Annotated in this window: 18 protein-coding genes; 12 read left to right on the forward strand and 6 right to left on the reverse strand. The window is 63.1% G+C overall.

Annotated features, from left to right (window positions below; translation table 11 throughout):
* Positions 1-435: 435 nt before the first annotated feature.
* Complete coding sequence (locus VLU25_16555) at positions 436-678, reverse strand: hypothetical protein (protein HSR69548.1); 243 nt, start codon at positions 676-678, stop codon at positions 436-438.
* 613 nt (positions 679-1,291) lie between these two features.
* Between VLU25_16555 and VLU25_16560 the strand changes: the two genes are divergently transcribed.
* The 11 genes from VLU25_16560 (at position 1,292) to VLU25_16610 (ending at position 19,049) form a co-directional block, all read left to right on the forward strand.
* The gene (locus VLU25_16560; protein ID HSR69549.1) at positions 1,292-1,912 is read left to right on the forward strand and encodes an SCO family protein; all 621 of its coding nucleotides are present in this window, start codon (positions 1,292-1,294) and stop codon (positions 1,910-1,912) included.
* A gap of 65 nt (positions 1,913-1,977) precedes the next feature.
* Positions 1,978-2,406: a copper chaperone PCu(A)C gene (locus VLU25_16565; protein ID HSR69550.1), complete on the forward strand. Its 429-nt coding sequence runs from the start codon at positions 1,978-1,980 to the stop codon at positions 2,404-2,406.
* Between the two features lie 7 nt (positions 2,407-2,413).
* Positions 2,414-3,385, forward strand: a complete 972-nt coding sequence (locus tag VLU25_16570) for a c-type cytochrome (protein HSR69551.1) — start codon at positions 2,414-2,416, stop codon at positions 3,383-3,385.
* Positions 3,386-3,411: 26 nt separating this feature from the next.
* Positions 3,412-8,544, forward strand: a complete 5,133-nt coding sequence (locus tag VLU25_16575; GenBank protein HSR69552.1) for a multicopper oxidase domain-containing protein — start codon at positions 3,412-3,414, stop codon at positions 8,542-8,544.
* Positions 8,545-8,624: 80 nt separating this feature from the next.
* Complete coding sequence (locus VLU25_16580) at positions 8,625-9,503, forward strand: formylglycine-generating enzyme family protein (GenBank protein HSR69553.1); 879 nt, start codon at positions 8,625-8,627, stop codon at positions 9,501-9,503.
* A gap of 151 nt (positions 9,504-9,654) precedes the next feature.
* Positions 9,655-11,358 (forward strand): DUF5666 domain-containing protein, encoded by a 1,704-nt coding sequence (locus VLU25_16585; protein ID HSR69554.1) that lies wholly within the window; start codon positions 9,655-9,657, stop codon positions 11,356-11,358.
* A gap of 357 nt (positions 11,359-11,715) precedes the next feature.
* Positions 11,716-12,339, forward strand: coding sequence for an RNA polymerase sigma factor (locus VLU25_16590; protein HSR69555.1), 624 nt, complete (start codon positions 11,716-11,718; stop codon positions 12,337-12,339).
* Positions 12,336-13,037: a zf-HC2 domain-containing protein gene (locus VLU25_16595; GenBank protein ID HSR69556.1), complete on the forward strand. Its 702-nt coding sequence runs from the start codon at positions 12,336-12,338 to the stop codon at positions 13,035-13,037. The genes VLU25_16590 and VLU25_16595 overlap by 4 nt, the downstream gene beginning before the upstream one ends.
* Positions 13,038-13,057: 20 nt before the next feature.
* Complete coding sequence (locus VLU25_16600; protein ID HSR69557.1) at positions 13,058-15,850, forward strand: Ig-like domain-containing protein; 2,793 nt, start codon at positions 13,058-13,060, stop codon at positions 15,848-15,850.
* Between the two features lie 263 nt (positions 15,851-16,113).
* Positions 16,114-17,016: a cation diffusion facilitator family transporter gene (locus tag VLU25_16605; GenBank protein ID HSR69558.1), complete on the forward strand. Its 903-nt coding sequence runs from the start codon at positions 16,114-16,116 to the stop codon at positions 17,014-17,016.
* Between the two features lie 479 nt (positions 17,017-17,495).
* On the forward strand, positions 17,496-19,049 hold the full coding sequence (locus VLU25_16610; protein ID HSR69559.1) for a response regulator: 1,554 nt from the start codon (positions 17,496-17,498) through the stop codon (positions 19,047-19,049).
* Positions 19,050-19,064: 15 nt separating this feature from the next.
* Here VLU25_16610 and VLU25_16615 read toward each other — a convergent pair whose 3' ends face one another.
* A complete protein-coding gene (locus VLU25_16615; protein ID HSR69560.1) occupies positions 19,065-19,919 on the reverse strand; it encodes a CHAD domain-containing protein in 855 nt (284 codons plus the stop codon).
* A gap of 93 nt (positions 19,920-20,012) precedes the next feature.
* Complete coding sequence (locus tag VLU25_16620; protein HSR69561.1) at positions 20,013-21,356, reverse strand: radical SAM protein; 1,344 nt, start codon at positions 21,354-21,356, stop codon at positions 20,013-20,015.
* A 135-nt stretch (positions 21,357-21,491) separates the two neighbouring features.
* Between VLU25_16620 and VLU25_16625 the strand changes: the two genes are divergently transcribed.
* On the forward strand, positions 21,492-23,399 hold the full coding sequence (locus VLU25_16625; GenBank protein HSR69562.1) for a family 16 glycosylhydrolase: 1,908 nt from the start codon (positions 21,492-21,494) through the stop codon (positions 23,397-23,399).
* Between the two features lie 72 nt (positions 23,400-23,471).
* Here VLU25_16625 and VLU25_16630 read toward each other — a convergent pair whose 3' ends face one another.
* From VLU25_16630 to VLU25_16640, 3 genes are all read right to left on the reverse strand, one after another.
* On the reverse strand, positions 23,472-24,518 hold the full coding sequence (locus VLU25_16630; protein ID HSR69563.1) for an ABC transporter permease: 1,047 nt from the start codon (positions 24,516-24,518) through the stop codon (positions 23,472-23,474).
* Entirely contained in the window at positions 24,511-25,470 is a 960-nt protein-coding gene (locus tag VLU25_16635; protein HSR69564.1) for an ABC transporter ATP-binding protein, read from the reverse strand. The genes VLU25_16630 and VLU25_16635 overlap by 8 nt, the downstream gene beginning before the upstream one ends.
* Before the next feature lie 15 nt (positions 25,471-25,485).
* A partial coding sequence (locus tag VLU25_16640; GenBank protein ID HSR69565.1) for a PCP reductase family protein occupies positions 25,486-26,010 on the reverse strand: 525 nt, incomplete at its 5' end.

The following is a 26,010-nucleotide window of genomic DNA, read 5'->3' on the forward strand; positions in this document are numbered from 1 at the left end:
AGGATGACGATCATTTCACCAGCCAGTGGACCTGGCGTGACGAGCATGGCCAAGAGCACAGCAGCATGCGTCGCCATACCCGGCAGCAGACCCGGTAGCTCGCTAGTGCTGCCGGTCATAAGTTCTGAGCCAGGGCCGCCGTTTTTTGTCCCTGACAGGGACAGATTCGCCAGCCCAGCGACTGTGTTCAAAGTCAAGTCCGGGCTCGCTGAAGGCGAGCGATTCGCCAGCCCAGCCACTGTGTCAGAAGTCAAGTCCGGGCTCGCTGAAGGCGAGCGATTCGTCTGCCCAAGGGACTGTGTTAGAAGTCAAGTCCAAGCTCGCTGAAGGCGAGCGATTCGCCAGCCCAGCGACTGTGTCAGAAGTCAAGTCCGGGCTCGCTGAAGGCGAGCGATTCGCCAGCCCAGGGTCAGCCCCGGCGAGCGCAGGCCTCCGTTACGAAGTCGGGCCGCCGCCCAGCGGAACGCAGCCGGTCGCGCAGGCCCGCTTGGCGTAGCACAGGTTGGAGTAGATTTGGCCGTTGTCGCAGATGACGGGATCCCACACGTCAAGGCACTGAATACCCGAATTCTTGCAAGGGCCGATGGGGCTCGGCTGCAAAGTCACGGCCGAGGCGGACACCACCAGCGCACACAGCAGGAGCGTCGCAAAACCCAGTCGAAGGACGATGTTCCTCATGTTCTATCTCCTCGAAAACAGAAGTGATCGGTTAGGTCCCTGGCACTCATTTGCTACTATGAAGAAGCAAGTCCAGTATGTCAATGGCAGAAAAGATATTGACTAATAACGATGAGAATTGCTCCAGAATGAGGTATAAGTCTAATTCATTTTTATCAATCAGGAATTTAAATTCCTATAGATTGCGGCTGCTGCCGCGGCTGCCGCTGCTGGCGGGGCCGCCGTGCGCGGGCGTGAGCGAATCGGATAGAGAAAGTCGGCACATCATTCAAAAATCCCTTGACTATTTAATCTTGGATGGCTATATTGAGGCCCATCACTGAGCGAAGGAAAAACCACTAAGGATCAATAGGATACTTGAGCGACTATCAGTCAACCTTGTGCGGTCTTGAGGGAGACCGTCAAGAGGCGGCGTCTCAAGCTTGATCCCTCTCCAAAATCCGATGTGGGCGGACAACTGATCCGGGACGGATGATCGGCTGTCATACCGGTCGACCCGTGTAGCTGGGCTCCGTTCAAGAGTGCTGGCATTCGTAAATGAAGCCTTTCGAGCCCGGCCCGGCGAGCCGTAGGTCTGCCTTGAAACGACGGTCCGGGAGGAGGAGCACTGCGCGTGTCCACGAATCTAGCCTTGCAAACCTGTATCAAGAGTTTAACCTGGCTGGCGGTCTTGCTGACAGCGGCCTGCGCCGCCGACCAGGGAGGCTTCAACGGAACGGTGGTCGGTCCGGAACTTGAGAATCCCCGCCTCAGCGGCACCAATTGGGACGGCGAGCCGTTCCGATTGGAGGACCTGAAGGGAAAGGTTTCATTGGTGAGTTTCGGCTACACTTTCTGCCCGGACGTATGTCCCTTCACTTTGGCCAAATTGAAGCAGCTTTCCCGCGACCTGGGCGAAGACAAGGACAGCCTGGCCGTGGTTTTCGTTTCGGTCGATCCGCAGCGCGATACGGTGGACAAGCTGGCACAGTACGTACCGGGCTTCGATCCGTCGTTTTACGGCATCCATTTAGAGCAGGGGAGCATGCGCAAGATGCTTGAGACGTTCGGCGTGATCGTACAGTTCGGCCCGCCCGGCGACAACGGCTTTTACTATGTCGATCACACCCCCGATATCTACTTGTTTGATTCTGGGGGCAAGCTGCGCTTGAGGTTCCCTCCCAACGCCAAGGTTGACCGCATGCTGGCCGACGTGCGCAAGCTGGTGCAGTCCGAGGTGATGGTGAGCCGCTAGGGGGAGAGGACGCACCACCCGTCATGACATTGAACAACTCTTCACTATTGAAGTTTCCGTCCCTTATGTTGTGGAGCCTTCTGCTCTTCTCGTGGGCCTGTTCGGCGGCTGATCCTTCTCAGCCGCTGCGGGTCGAAAATCAGCGCCTGCACGTGGTGCCGGGAGGAGGCAGCGGGGCCGTCTACATGGACGTGATCAATTCGGGGGATAGCGAAGACCGCCTGATCAGGGTTGAAGTGGAAGGCGTGCAGGACGTGCAGACTCACCAGACCTCCCAAGGTGAGGACGGAGTCGCCCGCATGCGTGCCGCTCCCGACGGCTTCGCGGTGCCCGCCAACTCAAGCCTCAAGCTGGAGCGGGGCGGCAAGCACATCATGCTGCTGGGGATCGGCCAGCCGCTTCCCCAGGTGGGGGAATCGGTCGCTGTAACGCTGCATTTCGAAAAGGCCGGAGCGTTGCCCGTCGAGGTCCCGGTTCGCGAGTACGGAGAGTAGGAGACATATGGGAGGCAGATTCAAAAGGGGACGCCCCCGAAGGCCTCGACAGCCACGGTCCGGCCATGCCGGCAACGTCTCAGCCGCCCGCGCCAAGCTGTTGCGGCCCGAGGTTCTAATCCTGCTGGTGGCGGTGTGCGTGGCTGTTGCCGGCTGGTGGCTGATCATCGAGGCCCGTCAGGAAGTCCCGGTGCGGGAGGCGGAGATCGGCGGCCTGCGGGCCCACCTGCAGGGCACCCGTTGGCTGGTCGACCAGATGGATCATGGAGAGAATTTCGCCAAGCCCTCGACCATGATGCCCGACATGCCCGACCACGAACACCAGCGCCTCAGCGCCGAGTTGACCTTCCGTACTGTGGGGCCCGGCGCCGAGGAGTATCGGGGGGAGGAATTCACCCTCGTTTCCAGCCAGGGCAACGAATATCCTCCAGTGGGAGCCCAATTGGGCAGCCTCAACCTGGGTTCCGGACAGACTCTCAACACGGCCATTTATTTCGACTTCGACTCCAGCCGCGATTTCGGCAGCCTCAAACTTCGCTGGCGGCGGGACGGCGAGGAACACTACATGCCGGTACCTCATCCGCCGGCCCACTATCATGCCCGTCCCACCACCACCGAGTGGCCGCGCGACATTACCCTGCTTCTTCCTTTGGCCCGTCCCGAGAGGGGCCGCCAACACTTTTCCGCCACTTACGGATGCTCAGCCTGCCACGGAGATCCTTCGGTGCCGGATAGCAACAACGTGGGCCCCCACTTGGGAGCCATCGCACGGCAGGCCGCCCAGCGCGTGGAAGGGCTGTCGGCGGCCCAGTACATTTACCAGTCGATTCTCGACCCCAACGAATTTATCTCGCCCGAGTGCAGAGACGGGCAACCCTGCACCGAGCCTAGTGCCATGCCCGAGTATTCAGGAATCCTGACCGCTCAGGCCATGGCGGACATCGTTGCCTATTTGCTGAGCCAGACAAGTCAGAACTAACCCTTAACAGTCACGAGGAGAACTTCATGAACCGACGTGATTCCAACCACACAGGCATTGCCGTATCTCTGCGCCGCCTGCTCCAGGTGTCAGCCTTGCTGGCCCTGGCAGTGGTGGCCTGGGAATACATGGTCAATGCACTTCTCCATCCCGAGGTGGACTGGAGCATGGTGGGCCTGGGGGCTCATGCGGCGCTTGATTACCTGGCGCTGCTGCCTCTGGTCCTCTTGGCTCTAAGCCTCGGTTTGGGAGCGGCGCGGCGCCTTTCCATGGACCGCGCCGAGTGGATGCCCATGAAGGGCACCGCAGCCCTGGTGGCCCTGCTGCTCTTTGCGCTCGTCACACCATTGGCTTCGCTGCGCGACATGGCCCACGAGGAAATCGGTCAAACCTACGGCCTGCCGCTGGCCCGAGTACAAGCCACGGCCGTGCGCTCGGATTTGACCATCGACGAAACCACTCAATTGTGCTCATTCAGCTCCGTCCGCAATCCGCTTCGGGCCTCCGGAGATGAAGCTGGAGCTTTCGGCCTGCAAGCCCTTGGCGACGGAGTGCGGGCAGCCGCCACCCAACAGGCGGCCTTCCTGCCCCTCCTGATGCTGGTCTTCTTCATCATGCTCCGTCGTCGTCTGCCCCGGCTCAACTGGCGCCGGTCGCCTCTGGCGCCGGTCTTCAAGTGGGCCACGCTTTGCACGGCGGCCCTGGCGTTGCTGGTGACGGGCAGCGGATACTTGGGAAGCGAAGCCGTGGTGCACGGACAGATGGGCCCCCAGCCCTTCAACGCCTGTACCGACGGGGGGCCCGAGAGGGTCTACGACGTCTCGGCCATTCACGTGACCATGACGCTCAACCGCTTCGGAGACAACGATCCCGACGCCTTCATGTACGTGCTCGACCACAGGATCAGCGACGTCAGGGCCCAGGAAGCGGCCCCCTTGCCCGACCGCGTCACCACCGGACTGCGCCAGGACCCCATTCAGCCCCTGGTCATCCGCGCCAACTTGGGCGAATGCCTGGTGCTCAACTTCACCAACCGGCTGACCGACGGTCCGGCCTCGATCCACATCTTGGGCCTGGCCCACGACGCCGACAACGCGGGAGGCGAGGTGGGAGAGAATCCCAATACCTTTGCCGCCCCCAACGGCGGGCAGATCACCTATAGAGTGCCCATGCCCACCGATCCTGATGCCGAGCGCTCCTACTACTTTCACGATCACGGCGCCAGCCGCCAGCGCATCAATCACGGCCTTTTCGGAGCCGTGGTGGCCGAGCCGGAAGGCTCGACCTACGTGGACGTTGAAACCGGAATGCCGTCGGACGGCGACAACTGGGAATCGATCATCATCGATCCCAACGGCATCAACTTCCGCGAATTCGTGATCATGTATCACGAGATTGGCGACGAAACCTTCACCGGCATTCAAGACGGCGAGGGGAAAGACCTGCCCCAGGTCGACGACGTGGCCGACATCTACCGTCCAGCCGCCCGCGCCCTCAACTACCGTTCTGAGCCGTTCCGCAACCGCCTGCTGCTGGAGTCGACCGGCAAGGCCCTGGGCTACGCCTCTTATCCCTTCGGCGACCCCGCCACTCCCATTCCGCGCTCCTATCTGGGCGAGGCCACCAAGACCCGCCTGATGCACGGCGGATCGGAGGTCTTTCACGTCCATCACCTGCATGGAGGTGGCGACCGTTGGCGGCGCAACCCCAACGCCGACCCCAACAACGACTTCTTCAGCGGACTGACCAAGGTTCCTCAGCAGAACGTCTTCTCCACTCACCTCGACTCGCAGTCGATCGGACCCGGCACCAGCTACAATCTCGAGCACGAGTGCGGAGCCGGCGGCTGTCAGCAGTCGGTGGGAGATTTTCTCTACCACTGCCACATCGGCCATCATTACATCGCCGGGATGTGGGCGTTCTGGAGGGTCTTCGGCACCGTGCAGACGGTTCAGAGCAACGTCAACGGCAAGGCTCTGGCCGTGGTGCCCGGACTCTTCCAGGGCAACACGGCGCCTCCTCAAGGCGGAGTGAGCGCCTTCGAGTTGCTGGGAACCACCATCGGCACCGTCAACGGCGACAGGACCATCGTCCTCAACGTCACCGACCCGATGACGGAGATTTCCGTCGAAAGCCTGATCGAGAACCAGCTTCCGCCTCCCGGCGTGAGGATCGACAAGTTCGACGCCACGGTTTGGGACTGGATCAAGGTCTTCGACAACGGCAACATCCGTTACTTCGGCGAGCCGGAAGCTCTCGTGGCCTTCCCGAACTATGAGTCGGACATGCCGGGCCAGCGTCCCGAGATCCTCTTCAATCCCAAGAACGGACGCTACACCTGGCCGCTCTTCAGGCCCCATCTGGCCCAGCGTCCGCCCTTCTCGGGCAATGGGCATACCGGAGCGCCCTGGCTGGGCGAGGACGGACTGGGCACCCGGGCCGACGGCCTTTGCCCGCATCTGCCGGGCGCCCGCGAGATCTACTATCCGACCTCGGCCATCACCTTGCCCATCCAGGTTTCGCCTGAAAACGTGGATACCGACGGCATGATCTTCGCCCTCAATGAGGACAAGGCCGCCATATTCGCGGGGCAGAAGCCGGCCGAGCCTCTGGCTATACGCTCCAATGTGGCCGACTGCGTGGAGGTTTTGCTCACCAACGAGATCCCCGACGGGCCGCTCAACAGCAACTTCTCAAAGGTCAACATTCACAGCCATTTCGTGCAGTTTGACCCGCAGGCCTCGGACGGCGTCATCACCGGCTTCTCCTACGAGCAGTCGATCCGTCCTCACCTCAACGAGAACCGCTTCTTGGCGGCCAACGCGCCGGCTGGAGCCACCAGCATCAATGTCACCAACGTCAACCGGCTGCGCCCGGGCATCTGGATCGGCATCGGGCTGGGCGAGGGAGTTTGTCCCAACCCCGACCCAACCGATCCTCAGCCCTTCCCCTGCACCGAGATCCGCCGCATCGAGGCCATCAACGGCCTGACCATCGATCTGGACGGCGATCCACTGCTGTTCGCGCACGCCTCAGGAGAATCGGTGGGCGTTGAATTCGTGCGCTACAACTGGTACTCGGACGTCGACACGGGCACGGTGTTCTTCCATACCCACGTCGAGTTCAAGGACTGGGACCACGGCCTTTTCGGAGCCCACATCGTGGAGCCCAAGGGATCGACCTACCATGATCCGGTCAACGGGTTGGAGGTCCGCTCGGGAACCCTGGTCGATATCCGCGCTCCGCGTTCCAACGAGATTTCCAATCCCCAAACCGGGGAATTGGGAATTCCCGCGGCCTTCGATGCCGACGGGCCCTTCCGCGAGTTCGTGGTCTTCCTCCACAACAACAGTGCCGCCATCGGACAGTTCGATAACGGCGGAGGAACCATCAACCTGCGCAGCGAGCCCTTTGACCGGCGCATGGGTGATCCAGCCTTCCGCTTCTCTTCGGTGACTCACGGAGATCCGTTCACCCAAGAGCTGCGGGCCTACGTGGGAGACCCCGTCGTCTTCCGCGGCATGGGCCTGGTGGAACGGGTCGGAGGCCTGCGCGTAAGCGGCCACCGCTTCAAGGTGGAGCGGTTTGCCGACACCGGCAACGAGGTGGACACCACCTTCATCGGCATCTCCGAGCGCTTCGACTTCGCCCTGGAGGGCGGTGCCGGAGGCGTGGCCGGGTATCCCGGCGACTACCTCTACTACAGCACCATCTCCAGCGACTTCGAATCGGGAGCCTGGGGCTTGATGCGGGTCCACGACACGCTGCAGCCTACCTTGCAGCCGCTGCCTGGACTGACTCCACCCGGCGGATCGGGATTCCCCGAGCTCTCCTTCACGGGAGGCGCTCCGCCCAGCCTTGGCGGAGGACCGGGTGATCCTTGTCTTCCGGGAGCGCCCACCAAGACCTTCGACATCGAGATCGCCGAGAGCAACGTGGTCTACAACACCACCGAGATCGTCGATTCCGGCGGTATCGTCTACGGGCTGCTCGGGGGTGTCGGCGTCGACACCATCGAACCCCTGGTCATGCGGGTCAACGAGGGCGACTGCGTCGACATCAACCTGACCAACAACGCCAACGAAAACTGGGCCGGTATCCACCTGGGAGAGGTGCTGTTCGATCCTCAGCGTTCTTTCGGGGCGGCCGTGGGCCTCAACTATCACTCCCTGGTAGCCGACGGCGGAACCCGCTCTTACCGCTTCTACGCGGACGAGCAACACGGGTTGGTGAACGCACTCAATCTGGGCAACACCGACACCATTTTCCGGGGCGCCTATGCCGCTTTCGTGGTGGAACCTCCCGGCTCGACCTACTACATGCCGGGAACCACCATACCGATTTCGACCGGCGTACACGCCGATATCGAAACCTCGGAGGGATTATTCCGCGAAGCGGTTCTGCTCTTTGTCGAAGACGACCGGCGGATGGGGCAGAACACCATGCCTTATCCGCCCGACTCGGTCGGCATACACGGCATCAGCTACGCTTCGGAGCCTTTCGACGCCCGGCAGTTCGAAAACGATCCGGAAGACGTCTTCGACTCCGACGTCTGGGGAGATCCGCGGCTCACCTTCTCGGTGCCTGCGGGCATGCCCATGACCTTGCGCGTGGGCAAGCCTTGGGGCGGACAGCGGGGCGTCTTCCACACAGAAGGCCACCGCTGGTTCCTGGAGAAGGACATGGCCGGCTCCGAGCAGTTGCCCGCCGACGTGCTGGTTCCGGGCATGACGGTGGACGCCGTCCTGGTCGGGGGCGCCGGCGGAGACGCCGGGGCTACCGGGGACTTCATCTTCGGAGACCGCCGGCAGCCTCTCATGGAGGCCGGGATGTGGGGAATCATCCGGGTCACGGATGAGGCTACTCCTCCCCAGCCGGATGACGTCGACATCAACCGCGCCGAAGGCAAACAGCCCGACGAACTGCGGGTTGAGGGCCGCAACGGTCAGTTGCCTGGAGGCGGCTTTGCCGCCACCATCACCATTCACCAAGGCGCTGCCGTTGACGGCATGTGCACGGGCGCCATCATCGGGATGACCTCGGTCAATCCCAGTGACGGAAAGTGGAGGTTTCAAAACAAAAACCTCTCTTCCGTACCCGCTCATGTCTGCGCCATGTCGTCCGGCGGCGGCGTCGACTGCGCGGCGGTCGATTTCTGACCTGCCGTACGCGCCTTGTTACCGAGCCGGGGGCCGGCCACCCGCCGGTCCCCGGCTCACTGCTCTCCGGAGAACGTCTCATGCTTAACAGATCATCCCTTTCCTGCAGCCTCCTTGCCGCCTTCGCCCTTCTATTAGCCGGCAGCCTGCTGGCCGCTCCGCCCGGCGAGGATTCCCGGCGCCTCGGATGGCATGGGGAAGAAATGCCTCAGGGGCTGAAGAAGGCCGAGGCTGAGGGCGAGTACATCTGGATTAAAGACGGCTCGGTCATGGTCTACGTCCCCGCCGGCACCTTCACCATGGGATCGGAGGAGGGCGACTCCGACGAGATGCCGGTCCGCCAGGTCTACCTGGACGCCTTTTACATCGACAAGTATGAAGTCTCCAATCGCCTCTGGCGGCGATCGGGCCTGCCCCTTCCGCCCCCTCCATCCTGGGGCATTCAGGACCAGAAGCCGGTGGTCAACGTTGACTGGAACGACGTGCAGAAGTACATGCAGTGGTCGGGCAAGCGCCTGCCCAGCGAGGCCGAATGGGAAAAGGCCGCCCGCGGCACCGACGGACGCACCTATCCCTGGGGCGACGATCCTCCCCGCAACGAGTACCTGATCTGGGAAGAGCACCCGGTCTCGCGGGAATCGATAGGCGACATCGGCTGCTGCCCTCAAGGAGCCTCTCCCTACGGAGCCGTCAACATGGCCGGCAACGTCTACGAATGGTGCCAGGACTGGTACGACGCCGAGTTCTACCAAACGGCGCCCCAGCGCAATCCTGTCAACGACAAGGCTGCAAAGATGCGTGTACTGCGCGGAGGGGCCTTCGTCCACAAACCGCCTCACCACCGCACCTCTTACCGTTACCGGCTCTATCCCTTCGACAAGACGCCCTATATCGGCTTCCGCTGCGTTCTCTCGGCTCCAGCCGGGGAGCAATCGGAGAATCCGCAGGGCGGAATCTGAATGCGCAGTCCGCCCTCCGACGGCGGTCTGTGAAGGCTTTTCAAAAAAATTGTTCCCTCGGACGGTTCACCGCTGTCTCACTCCCTGAGTCAGGTCAAAACTGCGCTCGGTCTTCAGCTTGGAGCCGAACGGCCGGGAGGAACAATTTAAAATGAAACGTCACTTTTTTCTTTTTCTCGCTCTCTTTACACTCTGCGTCTCTTTGGCGCCCTCGATTCGGGCTGCTCCTTCACAGGTGGAATTTTCCGCCACTTTGGTGGACATCGACAGCGATCCCACCCTGGGCGACACCCTCATCATGGGGGTCACGCCCGAGTCTGAGCTGGCGGTGCGGGTGACCGGCGCCACCGAGATCCGCGACCTGCAAAACCTGCCCATCGGAGTCGAGGGGCTGGACATCGGATCGGTCTTGAAGATCGAAGGGATCTTCACCAACGTGGGCATCCTGGCTCAGGAAGTGAAGGTCACCGACGACGACAAAGAATTCGAATTGCGCGGCCTCATCGAGGCGATTAATTCTCAGGCCCGCACCCTCTCCTTGCTGGGCTTTACAGTCAGCGTCTCGCCGGGAGCCGAGATTCGTGACCGGGCCGGCAGTCGCATTCCCTTTGAGGACCTGCAGATCGGCGCCCGGGTCAAGGTCGAGGGCGCCATCCTGCCCGATTCCATCGAAGCCCGCGAGGTGACGCTGCTGACCGGCCAACTGGCCTTCGCCGAGATCGAGTTCGAGGGTCAAGTAAGGCGCATCGTGGGCCAAGAGCTGTTCGTTTCCATCCAGGGCGTTACGGGCGAGGTCCCGGTGACCATCGATGCGGCCGCCGAAATCCTCGGCGACGTGGTGGAAGGCGCCCAGGTCGAGATCAAAGGCGTCCTCAACCCCGATTTAACCGTGACGGCCTTGCGGGTGCGTGTGCTCAGGCCCTTTCAAGCCATGCCCGACGAGGTGAGAATGGACTTCTCCCAGACCCGGCGTGTGGACGCGGTGCTTCGCAACGCACTTTCCGAAGACTTGGTGCTCGCCATCTCCAGCCGCAATCCGGCAGCGGCCCAACCTTCGGTCGACCGCCTCACCATTCCCGCGGGAATGCTGTCGGCGCCTTTTGAAATTACCTCGGGCAATTTCGAGACCACCACCTTTGTGGACATCATGGCATCGGTGGAAATGGGGGGCTTCGTGGAGAGCGTCAAGGTGGAAGTCGAGTCCGACAACAACGACGACGGACCCGGCGACGATCCGCCCTTCGAGTTGACCGAGATCAAGTGGTCGCCCGACAAGATCAGCGGTCAAGGCAACCGCACCGTCGAGGTCAGCCTTCTGCTCACCCGCGTCCTGCTACAGGACGTCGACATCCAGCTCTTCGTCAAGGACGGCGATGCCGCTCTGGTCGAGTTCCCCGAGATGCTCATGATCGCCGCCGGCGAACGGGTGGTTCGATTCGAGGTGGTGATCGGAGCGGGTCCGGGACGGGTCAAGGTGAGGGCCGCGCTGCCGGCTTCTGTGGGCGGCGACACCGACGATCTGGAGGTCGACTTAAGGGCTCAACAGCAAGAGAAGGTGGAATTGAACTGGCGTCCTGAGGACGACCTGGAACTGGCGCCCGGCCAGAGCGTCGAGGTCACCCTGGCGCTGGACCGCCCCGCTCCCTTCGATTTCAGCGTGGCCATTCGCTTGGACAAGGGAGATCCCACGTTAGTGGAGGGCGTCCCCTCCGAGATCTTTTTCCCGGCCGGCAGTTCTTCCCAGAGCATTACCGTCGTTGCAGGCGATCGGGAGGGTGAAGTCGAGTTCGAAGCTCAGGCTCCCTTCTCGTTGGGGGGCGACGAGGAGAGCCTCAAGATCGAAATCGAGAATTAACGAGTCGAACAGGCGGGTGACCTGGGGTGGAATCCCTCAGGCCGGAAGCGGGTCGCGACCCCCTGCTTCCGGCCTAGACCACCCTCTAGCCGGCCTGTTCCACCGGTGGGAGCCTGAAGCGCCTTTCCTCAATCTACCCGCCTACTCCTTTCTTGGAGTCAAGCGCTTTACGGCTCCCGCCGTCTCTTTCTCGCTCACCCCCGAACTGGCTCCGGCGTGGCAGCCTGCGGGAATCGGCCAGCCGTCAGAAAGTTGTTCCAAAGCTCAATCCGCCACTGTCCTACAGAGTGAGAGGGAAACGACAGCCCCCTCAGCGGGGCGGTCTCAGACGCGGAGCCCAGGCGTCGTGTAGAATTCATGGCGATGCACAGGGGCTCCCCTTTGACAGACGAGGAGTTGATCAAGCGTCACCGGCGCGAGGCTGAGAAAGGGCGCAGTTCGCCTTATCTGGACGAACTCTTCGCCCGCTACCACCGCCGAGTGGCGGCCTGGTGCCTGCGTACGGTGGGCAGCCGCGACGACGCGCTGGATCTGGCTCAGGAGGTCTTCCTCAAGGCCTTTCAGAAGCTGGACTCGTTTGGCGGACGTTCGCGCTTTTCCACTTGGCTCTATGCCGTGACCCGCAACCACTGCATCAATGCCGCCCAAGCTCGCCGGCGCCGCCCAGGCCGGGCCGAGGACGAAGAGGCAGCGGGGCTTCCTGATCCGCAAAGCGACGACTTGGCCGACCGCCTCAACCGGCGTCTCGACAACAAGGCATTGCTCGAATTCCTCAACCAGTCACTGGATGAAACCGAGCAAAAAGTGATGATGATGCATTACGGACAGGGATACACGCTGAAGGCCGTGACCCGGCATCTCTCGTTGCAGAACGAGAGCGGAGCCAAGGCCTACATCGTCAGCGCCCGGCGCAAAATCGACAAGGCCCTGGCCCGCCGTCAAGCCCGGCATGAACGCCAGGAGCGGGAGAGGACATCGTGAGCAAGATCGAAAAGGGCCCCCAGTGCTTTTCCATCGAAGAATTGGCAGCCTTTGCAGAGGAAACGGCGAAGGGCGCCAGGCGGCGCGAGATCGACCGGCATCTCGCCTCCTGTCCTGCCTGCCGGACCGAGTTGGCGCTTCTGGAGGAGTTTCACAATCCTGCCTTGAGCGCGGCAGAAGAAGCCGACGTGGAGTGGATCGCGGCACGAATCGAGCCGCCCGCCCAGGCGGCTCCCGCGGCGCCCGTGACCCGGGAAGGATTCTGGCAGCGTCTGTTGCGGGCGCCCATGTTGCCGGCGGCCGGGCTGGCCGCTTCCCTGCTGCTGGCGGTGCTGGCAGGCTTGCTCTTGTGGCGGAGTCCGGCACCGCTTCCGCCCCTGGATCCCGTCGGGGAGGATGTGCTGCGTTCCGACGCGCTGGAGCTGCGCCAACCCCTGGGTGTGCAGGCGGGCGTCCCCTCCGCTTTGCAGTGGCAAGCCGTGCCCAATGCCTCTTATTATCAGGTATCGCTGCTGCGGGTCGACAGCAGCTTGGTTTGGCAGCAAAGATCAGAAAGCGTTATTCTAGAAATTCCGCCAAATGTACGGAGCCAAATGGGCGAAGCCAGGCGATTCTACTGGCAGGTGACGGCTCATTCCGCCAACGGAGACCGCCTGGCCGCCTCTGAAGTCGCCTCTTTTCGAATCCAGGCCCGCTAGGAGGAGGAACCGACGAGTGCATGATGCTGTTCAACAAGCGTATCGATGAAGACTCCCGCCTCTCTTGGCCTGTCCGTGCATTGCCTTGGCTCCTGGGCGGACTCCTCTGTCTGGCCGCCTTCTCCGTGCCGCTCCAGGCCGGCGGGACGCAAGACGTTGCCGACGTGAGAATCGTGGCCGAGCGGGCTCCCGCCGGCGGGTTGGCCGTCCTGGTCATCGAACTGACCGAACCCAAGCCCATCACGACCGGCGAGCTGTGCCTGCGCTTTTCCATGGGACCGGTGTTGCAGGAGGTCAACAACGTCGCCCTGCTCAGCACCAGCCCCATCAGCGGTTCGGCCCAGGTTGACGGAGGTCAGGTCGACATCACCTTCAACTCGCCGGACGGCAGCTTCGGCAACGAGGGTGACCTGCCCTTGATGGTGCTGGCCATCCCCGTGTCCGAACTCGCGTCGACCGGCGAGTCGGCCAGCATCGTGATCGATCTCTCCCAGACCACCCTGCGCGATCCCGACGGTCAGCCCTACGTGCTGGAGGTGGACGAGAACGACTTCAGGGTGGGCGGCGTCTCCGTTACCTCGATGGAACCGGCTTCCGGAATCATCAACGCCGACGAGTTCATCACCTTTCGCGGAGTCGGCTTCCAGCCCGACATGGAAATCGACATCAATGAAGCCGACCACGGGGACGCCGAATTCATCAGCCCCACCGAAGCGCGGGTGCGGGTCCAAAATACCTTCGAGTTGTTTCCGACCACGCGGGTGCGGGTGAGAGTGCGCAACGACGTAGGAGACGAGCCCGAAGACGAGTTTTATCCGGCAGCCTTCTTGCCGGGACTCAGCGGCAACAGTCCGCCCATCGCCGTCGACGACATGGCTCAGACCGCGCCCGGAGTGCCGGTCGAGATCGAGGTGCTGTCCAACGACGAAGACCCCGATGGCGATCCTATCGAGTTGGTGCAGGTCGATGCCCCATCCTCAGGTTTTGCGGAAATCGTTGACGACCGGGTGCGCTACACCCCCGCGGCCGGTTTCAGCGGAGAGGACAGCTTCGGTTACCACATCGCCGACGACCGGGGCGCCCAGGCGTCGGCTCTGGTGCGGGTGCAGGTGGAGGGTGCGGCGCCTCAACCTGTCTTGAGCATCAACAGCACGTTGCTGCGCCTGGCCAACGGCCAGTCCGCCGACGTCGAGGTCGACGTCTCCCAGGGTACGCCCGGCCAGACGGTGACCCTGCGCGCCCAGGACTCGTCGCTGGCCAAGATCAGTTCGCCCCAGACGCTCATTTCCCCCTCCCAACGGCTCGCCTTCCGAGTCCGCGGAAGGCAGCCTGGAGAGGGACTGTTGGTGGCCGAACTGGGACAGGTGACGGACTCTATTCCGCTTGGGGTGGTTAGAGGATCGGCTCTCACCATACCGGTGATCCGCAATAACTCGGTTTCCCGGTTGGGACTGGCACTGGTCAACGGCGGCCCGCAAGAAGCCGAAGTGCTTCTGAGGGCCTATCCCTCCGGCGCTTTCACTTCCTTGGGGGCGCCGGCTCCCAGACCGGTCTTCTTGCAGAACGCCTTCACCTTGCAGGCTGGCCAGCAGAGTTCCAGATTCATCGATGAGATCGATCCCGCTCTGCAAGACTTCAGCGGGTGGCTGGAAATCACTTCGCCGCAAGAGGGCCTGCACGCCACCTTCCTCAACCTTCCTGCCGGCCGTATCATCTATGCGGGAGGTTCGGGATCGATCGAGGCTACCACAACGGCCTTTGTGACCGGATCGTCTTTCAGCGGCGAGTCCCCGCCCGAGGTCTCCATCATCCAGCGCGATCTGGATCCGGTCGGGGTGGAGGTCGATTGGTTCGGCGGAGACGGCACGCTGCTGGGCAGCCTCAATCTCACGCTTTCCGGTGAAGAGGCTCTTCATGCATCCTTCAGCGATCTTTTTCCGGACGTGCGGGGATTCGCTCCCGACGACTATCTGCGGGTGCAGGCCCGGCAACCAGTGGTGATCTACCAGCAGTCGCTGGCCCCCAACTACATCTTCGGGCAGGCGGCCGCCCAACCAGCCGGGGCGCCGGCAGGTGACTCGCCGGCGGCGGCCCAGACGCTCCCGGGACGGGGAACGCTGTGCCTCACCCACTTCGTCAGCGGGGCCGGATTCTTCAGCGAGATATCCCTCGTCAACGGCTCCTCCACCGCCGATCAGGCTCACCTGACCCTGATCGGAAATTCGCCTCAAGATCCGCTGTCGGGGCAGACCGCCAGCGTGGATCTGGCCGGACACCAGCAAGTCCTGCTGCGGGTGGAAGAGATTTTCGGGTTGGATGCGCAGTCGCTGACGTCAGGATCGCTGATCATCGATGTGCCGTCGGGCAGCGCCGCCGCCGCCGTCATGGGACGCCTGGACGATCCCAGCTTCCGCACCGCGCTCCCTTTGCCTCCCAACGCGCTGGGAGAAGCGGTCTTCGCTCAGGTGGCCAACGGAATGGTCGGCAGCACCCACATGTTTACGGGACTGGCCGTCCTCAACCTCTCGGGGATCTCCCAGCCGGGCGGGGGGAGCGACGGCGAAGTGCTGATCGAAGTTTTCACGGCCCAAGGCCAGTTGGCGGGCCGGACCTTGCGTCCGCTGCCGGGAGACAGCCGCAGCGCCATGTTGTTGCAGGAGTGGGTGGAGGACCTGCCCGACCAGCAGGGGGGGCATATTCGCATCAGCGCCGACGTCCCCATGGCAGTGCTGGAGTTGTTCGGCGATTTCAACCAGACCTTCCTCAGCACCGTTTCAGCTTCGCCGGGCTCTTTTGAGACCAAGGGGAGGTGAGCTGCATCCAGAACTGAGGAAAGGCCTCCTGCGGAGGCGCTTGAACTGCCGACGTGACTCGAGGATGACGGGCCGTTTGGTGAAGTGTTGTGGCAGACGCTTCCACTCGAGAACGGTCCGTGTTCTGACTTGTCTGGCTCAGCAAACCATCGCAAGTCGTTTATGAAGTTCTCCTCACCCGGCCCTTCAGTGCGCCTCCGCTGGAGGCTTTTTCCTTTGCGGCTCGTTTGGGACCGGCACCTTCAGTCGCTAGAATGAGGGCCATGGCCAATCGAGGAGTCGTGGCCTACGGCTGGTTGGCTGTCGCGGCCGCCGTGGCCACCATCATCATCAAGACCGCCGCCTATCTGATCACCGGTTCGGTGGGGCTCTTGTCGGACGCCCTGGAGTCGGTCATCAACCTGGTCAGCGCGCTGTTGGCGGTTTCCGTGCTGCGCATCGCCGAACAGGCCCCCGACCGCGAGCACAACTACGGCCACGAAAAAGCCGAATATTTCTCCAGCGGGGCCGAAGGAGCCCTGATTCTCCTGGCCGCCGCCGGGGTGGCGGGCGTGGCCGTGGAGCGGTTCATCGATCCGCGCATGCTCATGCGCCTCAACCTGGGCATCCTTTTCTCCCTGGCCGCGTCCGTGCTCAATCTGGTGGTGGCGCGCATCCTCATCAGGACCGGCCGTCGGCGCCAGTCCATCGCTCTGGAAGCCGACGGACATCACCTCATGAGCGACGTCTGGACCTCGGCAGGAGTGCTGGCCGGGCTGGCAGGCGTAGCCTTGACCGGCTATCAGTGGCTGGACCCGCTGGCAGCGCTGGTAGTGGCGGCCCACATCGGCTGGGTGGGCAGCAAGCTGGTGCTGCGCTCCGTGCATGGGCTGATGGACCGGGCGCTAAGTCCTTCAACAGTGGGCCAGGTGGTCGAGATCCTGCGCTCATACCGGCCCTTGGGCGTCCGCTATCATGCCCTGCGCACGCGCCAGGCCGGGGCGCGCAACTTCGTCTCGGTGCACATCATGGTGCCCGGACGCTGGAGCGTTCAGAAGGGTCACGACCTGCTGGAGGAGATCGAATCGAGGATCAGGCAGGAAGTGCCCTGCACCAGCGTGTTTACCCACCTGGAGCCGGTGGAGGACCCGGTTTCTCAAGCTGACGTCGACCTGGACCGCGACTAGGGCCACGAGGTGGCCAACAAGTTCACGAATCAAGTTTCAGCGACCGCGCCGAAAGCCTGATTGCTCCTCTGCGTTCAGACCTTGGCTTATGACCGCCAGCACCGTCTGGGAAAGCTGAGCAGCACACTGCCGCAACAGCAATTGCTAACGCATGGACGTTGCGCAATTCCCTATCCCATTATGCATAAAAATTTTTGGTCTCTTACTGGCACCCATGCAGCCTCTTGGAATTCCTCCCTCCAAACTGCAAATTCTGCTAATTTGTTGCTAATGGCCATACCCGAGGTCATCTCTCGCTGCTCGAACAGGCCGCCGGCTGTGCCGGGGAAGTCCTCGTTGTCGACCTTGCGTCTCCTGGGGTCTGGCCGGGAGAGAGGGTCCTTTTTTCTGAGATCACAGCTCTAGCAACTTAAATTCGCGGACTTCGTGGGGGAGTTCGGACTGAAAGGGAACGAGAATTGGAAAGCGAACTGCTTCAGATGCGATCTCTGCTGGACGGCATCCTGCAGAATTCTCTGGATGGAGTGATGGCTTTCCAGTCCGAACGCAACCGCGACGGCGAGATCGTCGATTTCCGCTGGCGCCTCACCAATCCGGTGGCCGAGACCATCATGGGACGCAGCCACAAGGAACTCTTCGGCCGACGTCTGGGCCGCATCCGCCCCAAGTGCATCGACGACGATCTCTTCGAGAAGTTCGTGGAAGTGGTGGAGACGGGAGTCCCCATGGACATCGAGCGTCTCTGCCGCGACGAGATCGGACGTTGCTGGTACCGCATCATGGCCGTCAAGCTGGGGGACGGCTTCACCCTCACCTATTCCGACATCTCGGGCCGCAAGAAGCTGGAGGACGAAAGGCGGCTGCTGCAAGGACAGATCGAACAGACCCAGCGGCTGGAGAGCCTGGGGGCCTTGGCCGGCGGAATCGCCCACGAGTTCAACAACGTGCTGCAGGGCGTGATGGGCAGCGCCGACCTGGCCCTGATGGACCTTGAAGCGGGACGCGCCGATCAGGCCGAGAAGAGCGTGCGCGTGATCCTCAAGACCGCCAAGCGGGCGGCCGAGTTGTGCCTGCAGCTCCTCACTTATTCGGGCAAGAGCCACGCCGTCATGGAGCCCCTCGACCTGAGCGGCGTGCTCAAGTCCGCGCGTCCTCTGCTGGCCAACGCCGTCTCACAGCAGGCTTCGCTGAGCTTTCAACTCGACCCCCAACTCCCTCTCATCGAGGGTGACGCCTCGCAACTGCGCCAGGTGGTCCTCAACCTGATCACCAACGCCTCCGAAGCCCTCAAAGGCAAGGAGGGGGAGATTTGCGTGTCGACCGGGCGCTGCCGCCTGGGACGTTCCGACTTGGCCCGTGTGACCGGCTCGCGGGGACTCTCCCCCGGCGAATACGTGGAGCTGCGGGTGGAAGACAGCGGTTGCGGGGTCAGCCCCACCATCCTGCCCCAGATCTTCGATCCCTTCTTCACCACCAAGTACACCGCCCGCGGACTGGGACTGGCCGCCGTCCTGGGCATCGTGCGCGGACATGGGGGCTGTCTGCTGGTGGAGAGCGGATTCCGCGAGGGCAGCGTGTTCCGCGTCTTCCTGCCTCTGGCCGAGGAGACGGTGGGCGAGCGTCCGACCGCGGTCAAGCCTGTCAGCGACCGTCCCCTGGCTTGGACGGTGCTGGTCATCGACAACGATGAAACCGTCCGCAATACGGCCCGCGGAATACTCAGGCGGGCGGGATGCAAGGTGATGTGCGCCGCCGGCGGCGAGGAGGGGCTCAAGATCTTCCGCAGCCACGCCAAGTCCATCGACCTGGTGCTGCTCGACCGCACCATGTCGCACATGAGCGGCCGAGAAACATTCAAGCAGCTCAAGGCCCAGGACTCCGGCCTCAAGGTGGTCCTGTCCAGCGGCTATACCGACGAAGAGACGCTGGACGAGTTTTGGCGTGAGGGACTGGCCGGATTCATCCACAAGCCCTACCGCGCTCACCAGTTGATCGAGATGGTGCGCGACGTCATGACGCGCGAGACGGCCTGATCGCGGGCGCGGCCTTCAGGATCCCGCTCCTACGGTCGAGGAAGACTCGGCGAAGGCCTGCCAGTTCTCGCGAAAGGCGTCCAGGAAGGCCTCTTCTTCTTCCACCATGCTGCGCTGGAAGAGCTTGACTCGTTCGCGCTCGATCTCGGAGGGGTTTTCTTCAAGAAAGCGGTCGGCGAAGCGCGTCGCCACCCTGCGGTCATGCCAATCTCCCAGAGGATCGTGAAGGGCCTTCATGCTCTCGACGAGGGCCGCCAGACGGGCGTCCCGGGGATGTGAACTGAGGGCCGCCTCGGCCACGTAGCGGATTTGCTTGGTGAGTATCCGCACCCGGTGAGGGTCGTGGCCGTCTCGGCCGTCCTCTTTCTGCTCAGCCGCGGCCATCTCATGAAGCTGCTCCACCAACTCCTCCAGGTAAGCATCCAGCGCCTTCAGCAGGTCCTCGGGCGGACGGCTGCGCAGCAGGCCCTCGATTTCCTGCTGGCGCTGCTTGAGAACGTCCTCAGGTAAAGCGCTGCAGGCCTCTTGCAGCGGGGGACGGCGATCCCTTTCCAGGTCCTCGAGGTGACCGAGATAACCTTGCAAGGCGATGCGGCTGACCTCTTGCCACTGCAAGGCCAAGCGGCGCTGCACCTGTACGTCGCGGACGTTTCCGGCGGCTTTGAAGACTTGCTTGATCTCAGCTTCTTTCTCTTTGGAGGGAAAACCCGAGTCGACCCTTTCCACCGCCTTGTAGAAAGCGCGCAGGCGTTTGACGCAGAGGCGGAACTGGTGGATAGCCTCTTCCTCGCAGCGGGCCGCCGCCGGCAGCAGCCGCTCGATTTCAAGGCTTTGTTCATGGTGGAAGTCGGAGAGTTCCTCACTGCGCATCGCTCTATCCTTCAAGTCTTGTCAGGCCGTGTGGCAAAGCCGAAATTATAACAAACCCCGCGCTCCCCCCCCGGCTCGGGAGCGAGCGCTCGGCTAGCCCTTTCCGAAGATGCGGTTGGCCGGCATGCGGGAGCGGATTTCGTCCAGAGCGGCGGTGGTGACGCGCTGCATTCCCTGTTGACGGCAGTACTCCTCGACCCGCTTGACCACCATGCCCCGCACGAAGGCGGGAATGCGTTTCATGCGCTGGCGGGCCTGGGCGTCCCAGTCGATGGAAAAGGCCTGCCGCCGTCCATATTCGAGACGGGGCTGGAGGCTGCGGACAGCTTCCGTGAAAGGCCCGGGCTGAAAGCTGCACAGGGGGTCTTCGGCCATGTAATCGCCGGTCATGCCGTAGGCGCGGGCCCGGCAGCCTCCGCAGTGGCCGTTGAATTCGCATTCTCCGCAGCGTCCGCCCAGGCTCTTGCGGCGCCGCATGTCGGCGAAGAGCGTGGAGTCTTTCCAGAGCTCGCTTAGCGAGGCGCGGCGCAGGTTGCCTGCGAAGACCGGCAGGTAGGGACAGGGAGTGACGTCGCCGTTGGGCCGGATGCCCATGTACTGGGTTCCGGCCGGGCACCCTCCGGCTCCGCCCACGAAGGTCTTGAGGAAGGGCGATTGCGGATCGCGCTCGAAGAGCGTGCGCACGTAGTGAGGCGCGCACTTGGCGTTGACCAGCATGCGTCCGCGGTATTCTTGCTGCAGATCGGCCAACTGGCCCAGGATGCGGTCGTAATCCTCCCTTTCCAGGTCGCTGACGTACTGTCCCCGTCCAGTCTGGACCAGGAAGTAGAGGTTCCAGACTTTGGCGCCCAGCTCCTGGTAGGCGAAGTCGGCGATCGACTCCAGTTCCCCGGCGTTATGCCCGCCCACCGTGGTTTGGACGATGAAGGGCATTTCACGGCGGTGCAGGATGCGGGCGCCGTCCACCGTGTTCTGCCAGGCGCCCTCGACCATGCGGAAGCGGTCGTGGCGCTCGGCCTCCAGCGCGTCCAGCGAGAGCGCCATCCCGCGTACGCCCTCTTGCTTGAGCACCTTGGCCAGGTTGTCGCTGACGCGCACCCCGTTGGTTCCAACCACCACCCAAAGCTCCTTCGAGTCGGCGTAACGGACGATTTCCAGGATGTCGCGCCGCAGCAGCGGCTCACCGCCCGTCAGGATGGTCACGCACTCGGGGGCCAGGGCGGCGACTTCATCGACCACTTTGAAGCACTGACGGGTATCGAGTTCGCTGCGGTCGAGGAAGTTCTCGCTCTCGACCTTGGGCCGCGGCCCTGCATCCAGGTAGCAGTGCTGGCAGGCAAGGTTGCACTTATAGGTGAGATTCCAGGAAACCACGTAGGGCCGTTCGAACCCCTCGGTCCGCTGCCCCCACTTGCTTTCCAGTCCCTTGTCGGCCATCGATTTCGGGTCCTATCTTCGCCCATCTCCCCCCTTTCTGGCAACCGTACTTGACTTTGGCTCTTGCGCCGTCGGCATAGCCTGAGCTAGAATTCGTTAAGACTCTTAATTAATAGGCTCGCAGGGGAGGACGGGATGGCAAGCTTGGCACGGTTTTGCAAAGTTTTGGCGGCCTCCTGGATGCTCGTGCTCAGCGGCGGCTGCTCGCGGGTCGTGGAGGCTCAATGCCCGGTTCCGGTGTGGGCTGACGAATTCGAGGGCGACCAACTCGACCTTTCCAAATGGACGCCGCAGATCGGCGACGGATGCGACATGGGCATCTGCGGATGGGGAAACCAGGAACTCCAGTGGTATCTGGCAGAGAACGCCGTGGTCGAAGATGGCAGGCTCAAGATCACGGCCCGCCGCCAATCGGTGGGCGGCAAGCGCTTCACTTCGGCCCGCTTGCGCACCATCGGCAAGGGGGATTTCAGATTCGGACGCATCGAAGCCAGTCTCAAGCTGCCGTCGGGGCAGGGCATGTGGCCGGCTTTCTGGATGCTTTCGACCGACGAGGTCTTCGGCGGCTGGCCCCGCAGCGGCGAGATCGACATCATGGAGGCCCGCGGAATCGCCACCGACATCTTCTACGGCACCTTGCACTTCGGCGAGGCCTTTCCCAACAATCGCTCCACGGGCGCCGAATTCCTGGCTCGGGGCGTGGATATGAGCGAAGGCTTTCACCTCTACGCCATCGAGTGGGAGGAGGACGAGATCCGCTGGTATTTCGACGACGTCCTCTATGCCCGCCTCACCCCCCAGGACCTGCGCGGACGCAACTGGCCTTTCAACGAGCGCTTCCATCTGCTGCTCAACCTGGCTGTCGGGGGGACCTTCGTGGGGCCGCTGGACGAAAGCGTCCTGCCCCAGCAGTATGAAGTCGATTACGTGCGCGTCTACGACACTTCTCTGCCAGCCGTGACCGGTCCTCGCCGGGTCGAAAAGGACAGTCGGGGGGCCCGCTATTGGGTCGTGGGCTCCGGCGAGGAAGACCCGTCCTCCGGCGGACCCGCCTATCGATGGAGCGTCCCGGTGGGAGCGCGCATCGCCTCGGGTCAGGGGACCAGTTCGATCGTGGTGGACTGGGGAGGGCAAGGCGGCGAAGTCGTGGTCCGGCGCCCCGATGCCCAGTGCGGGGACGAGATGCTCTCGATGAGCGTGCGGGTCGATCGCCCCCGTCAAGTCCAACGCCTGCTGGAGAATGGCGAGGACCAGCGCCTGCCTCTGCTTTTCACGACCGGACATTTCCAGGCCCAAACCGCCAATCCTGACCCGCAGCCTGTCAATCTCAGTCCGCAAGTGATCCGATATCAGCGCAACGGATCGGAGAAGTTCGACGTCATCCTTTTCGAGCTGCCTGACGGCATCGACGTGTCCAAACTGGTCTCGGGCGAATTGCGCTTTCGGATGGACGTCCTGAGCGAGGCTGCTCCCGGCACCGCCCTGCTCTTGCAGCTTGAGAACGACGCCCTCTCCAACGGCTCCAACTTCCCCCGCGGACGCCACAGCACCTACACGGCACGGACGGTCGCCCAGGGCCAATGGCAACGCCTGGAGTTCGAGTTCAGCGCCCGCCTCGACGGCTCCACCCCGGACGATGCTCCCGACAACCTGGCCCTGCTGGTCGATGGCGGATGGGACACTTCCGACACCTACTATCTCGACAACCTGGTGCTGACCTCAGAGGCGCCCTGCCAGGCCGAGACCTTCCACGTCGACCTCCAGTCCGGTGATGTGCGCATCGGGGCGGTCGACAACTGCGGACGAGCGGTGGAAAACGCCAGCCTCATCGTGCGCGTGGCCGGCAGCGATCAGGAGGTGACCGTCCAGACGGGGGCCGACGGACTGGCTCAGCTCGATCCGCCCCCGGGACTGCGCGCCCAGCGCTTCGCAGCCTGCGTTGTCGGGGCTTCCCATCCCAGCCTGGGCCTGTCCCGTCCTCTGGACGCCACAGACTGCATCGGCACCCCCGTCCAGCGCCGCCCTTCCATCGGCGACAACTGAGCATTAGGTCCGAACTTGTTCGAACTTCGCCATTCGCACTTGGAACTTTCGAACTTGTGCTGGCGCGCTGCCCTAGCCCCAGCGGAAGATCTTCAGCGCCACCAGGTAGCTGATGCCTCCCCAGGCCGCCAGTACTGCCAGCGGCAGCGTCTGCGAGAGCAGGGGGGCGCCTTCCAGCATGATGGCCCGCAGGGCGTTGATGAGCTGGGTCAGAGGCAGGGCCTGGATGAAGGGCTGCATGAAGTCGGGGAAGCGCGAGGCCGAGAAGAAGATGCCGGAGGCGATCCACATGGGCATCATGATCAGGTTGATGAGTCCCGAGATGGTTTCCAGACGCTTGGCCCGGCAGGCCGTCAGCAGTCCCAGCCCCGCGAACGACAGCACTCCCACCAGGGCCATCAGAAAGATGGCCAGGACCGATCCGTTGATGGGGATGTCGAAGATGAGCCAGGCCGCCGCCAGCAAGAAGGCCGCTTCGGGCAGGAAGAACATGACACGCGAGGACAAGGTGGCGATCAGGAAGGTGGTGCGCCTGACGGGCGTGGCCAGCAGACGCTTCATCTGGTTGCGCACGCGCATGTCGACGATCACGAATCCGATGCCCCACATGCCGCCCATCATGATGTTCATGCCGATCAGTCCGGGCACCAGGAAGTCGACGTAGCGCGAGCCCGGAGCGGTCACGTGCTCATCGCGGGAGGGAAAGGCGTCTTCCCGTCCTGAGGCGCGCTGCAGAGCGTCGTCCACCGCCATGCGCAGGGGACGGCTTTCGGGGTTGGAGGGGTCGTAGTGGTAGGTGACCTGCAGGGTCTGGGGATCGATCTCCATGACCACCAGGATCTGGTTGCGCCGCAGCCGCGTCATGGCCTCTTCCCGCGGCAGCACTTCGACCTGCAGCTCCTGGTTGTCTTTGAGCGCATCTATGGCCGAGTCGGCCACCGGCCCCTCCACCAGCGCGAAGGTTTGTACCGGGGGGCCGGAGTCGCTGTTGAAGGCTAACCCCAGTGCCACGACCAGGATGAGGGGAAAGCCGTAGGTCCAGAAGATCACTTCGGGCTCGCGCAGGTAGAGCAGGGCCCGGCTGACCAGAAGCTGCCAGAATGCACTGCCTTCAAGCATCTCTGAGCGTCCTCCCGGTCAGGCTGACGAAGACGTCCTCGAGGTTGACGTGGCGGGTGGTCAGGCTGGCCAGTTGCAGCCCGTCCTCCTGCAGCGCCGCCAACAGCTCGGGAATGGTGCGGTGGGGATGGGAAGTGGTGAGCACGTAGCTCTCTCCCTCCTGGTCGGCGTGGCTGACGTCTTCGATATCGAGGAAGCGCTGGACATCGGTGCTCTGCTGGTCCAGCAGGGTGAAAATCACGATGTGCTCGCCGCCCAGCCGCGAAACCAGGTCGTGGGGAGAGCCCTGGGCGATGATCTTGCCGTGATCGATGATGGCGACGCGGTCGCACAGCTTCTCGGCTTCATCCATGTAGTGGGTGGTGAGCAGGATGGTGGAGCCTTCCCGCTTGAGTTCGCTGATGACTTCCCACAGTTGGCGGCGAGCCTGGGGATCGAGTCCGGTGGTGGGCTCGTCCAGGAAGAGCAGCCTGGGGCGTCCGACCAGCGCGGTGGCCACGGCCAGGCGCTGCTGTTGCCCGCCCGACAGCTTGACGACCCAGGCATTTGCTTTTTCCTCCAGCCCCACCTGCTGCAATGTCTTGTCGGCACTGATGCCTTCGTCGTAAAAGCTGCGGTAGAGCCGAATCGTCTCTTTGACGGTGAGCCGTTCGTGCAGCCTCGAGTCCTGCAGGGTTATCCCCAGTTGCTGGCGGATGGCGCGGTCTTGACGCGCCCCTTGGCCCCAGCGCTGCCCCAGCACCTCGACCTCGCCCGAAGTGGGCTGCAGCAGACCTTCCAGGATTTCCACGGTGGTGGTCTTTCCGGCGCCGTTGGGTCCCAGCAGTCCGAAGCATTCGCCGGGACGCACCTCGAGGTCGAGCCCGTTGACTGCGTCCACGGCCTTCTTGCCGCTCTCGTAGCGCTTGTAGAGTTGCCGGCAAAGCAGGGCCGGCCGGTTGTTGGAGGTCATGATTCGCGCGGGGGGTTACATTCCGAAGACGTCCTTGGCCTCGTCGAGCACCTTTTCGTCGATCCGGGGATATCCGTGGGTTACCGCGAAATGCTCGATCCCCTGCTTGGCCAGGGGACGGACAAACTCGGGAATGCCGGCCAGCCGCCGCCGGGCATTCTCGGTCCACAGCGGAGGCGGTGTGTTGCCGGCTTGGGTCGCGGCTGCGGAAGACTCGCTGGCCGAACCCGAGGCCGCCAGGCTCTCCTTGGTGGTTTGAGCGACTTTTTTCTGCACCTGAAGCCGCTGGGACTCTTCCATGTCCTGCACCATGCCGCTGAAGGGACACCCGCCCGTCGACTCTTGGCCCTCGGCTCCGGCCTCGATCTCGTCGGCGGTTTTGCCTCCGATCTTGACGCCCAGCGAAGACACCAACTGGGTCTCCCAGGGATTGGTCAGCATACCGATTCGGTTGCCGCACTGCGGGCACCCGTAAAGCACCGAAATCCCGCTCCCTTCCTCGGGCGGAACGGTCTTCACCAGCGACATCTGCTCGTCACA

Source organism: Acidobacteriota bacterium, from assembly GCA_035471785.1.
In the GTDB taxonomy this organism is placed as follows: Bacteria; Acidobacteriota; UBA6911; order RPQK01; family DATIPO01; genus JANQFM01.

What these genes read in the sequence shown, in the direction of transcription:
- VLU25_16555 (HSR69548.1), bottom strand. Translation starts at nt 678, where the DNA reads ATGAGGAACATCGTCCTTCGACTGGGTTTTGCGACGCTCCTGCTGTGT.
- VLU25_16565 (HSR69550.1), top strand. Translation starts at nt 1,978, where the DNA reads ATGTTGTGGAGCCTTCTGCTCTTCTCGTGGGCCTGTTCGGCGGCTGAT.
- VLU25_16570 (HSR69551.1), top strand. Translation starts at nt 2,414, where the DNA reads ATGGGAGGCAGATTCAAAAGGGGACGCCCCCGAAGGCCTCGACAGCCA.
- VLU25_16575 (HSR69552.1), top strand. Translation starts at nt 3,412, where the DNA reads ATGAACCGACGTGATTCCAACCACACAGGCATTGCCGTATCTCTGCGC.
- VLU25_16580 (HSR69553.1), top strand. Translation starts at nt 8,625, where the DNA reads ATGCTTAACAGATCATCCCTTTCCTGCAGCCTCCTTGCCGCCTTCGCC.
- VLU25_16585 (HSR69554.1), top strand. Translation starts at nt 9,655, where the DNA reads ATGAAACGTCACTTTTTTCTTTTTCTCGCTCTCTTTACACTCTGCGTC.
- VLU25_16590 (HSR69555.1), top strand. Translation starts at nt 11,716, where the DNA reads ATGGCGATGCACAGGGGCTCCCCTTTGACAGACGAGGAGTTGATCAAG.
- VLU25_16600 (HSR69557.1), top strand. Translation starts at nt 13,058, where the DNA reads ATGATGCTGTTCAACAAGCGTATCGATGAAGACTCCCGCCTCTCTTGG.
- VLU25_16605 (HSR69558.1), top strand. Translation starts at nt 16,114, where the DNA reads ATGGCCAATCGAGGAGTCGTGGCCTACGGCTGGTTGGCTGTCGCGGCC.
- VLU25_16610 (HSR69559.1), top strand. Translation starts at nt 17,496, where the DNA reads ATGCGATCTCTGCTGGACGGCATCCTGCAGAATTCTCTGGATGGAGTG.
- VLU25_16615 (HSR69560.1), bottom strand. Translation starts at nt 19,919, where the DNA reads ATGCGCAGTGAGGAACTCTCCGACTTCCACCATGAACAAAGCCTTGAA.
- VLU25_16620 (HSR69561.1), bottom strand. Translation starts at nt 21,356, where the DNA reads ATGGCCGACAAGGGACTGGAAAGCAAGTGGGGGCAGCGGACCGAGGGG.
- VLU25_16625 (HSR69562.1), top strand. Translation starts at nt 21,492, where the DNA reads ATGGCAAGCTTGGCACGGTTTTGCAAAGTTTTGGCGGCCTCCTGGATG.
- VLU25_16630 (HSR69563.1), bottom strand. Translation starts at nt 24,518, where the DNA reads ATGCTTGAAGGCAGTGCATTCTGGCAGCTTCTGGTCAGCCGGGCCCTG.
- VLU25_16635 (HSR69564.1), bottom strand. Translation starts at nt 25,470, where the DNA reads ATGACCTCCAACAACCGGCCGGCCCTGCTTTGCCGGCAACTCTACAAG.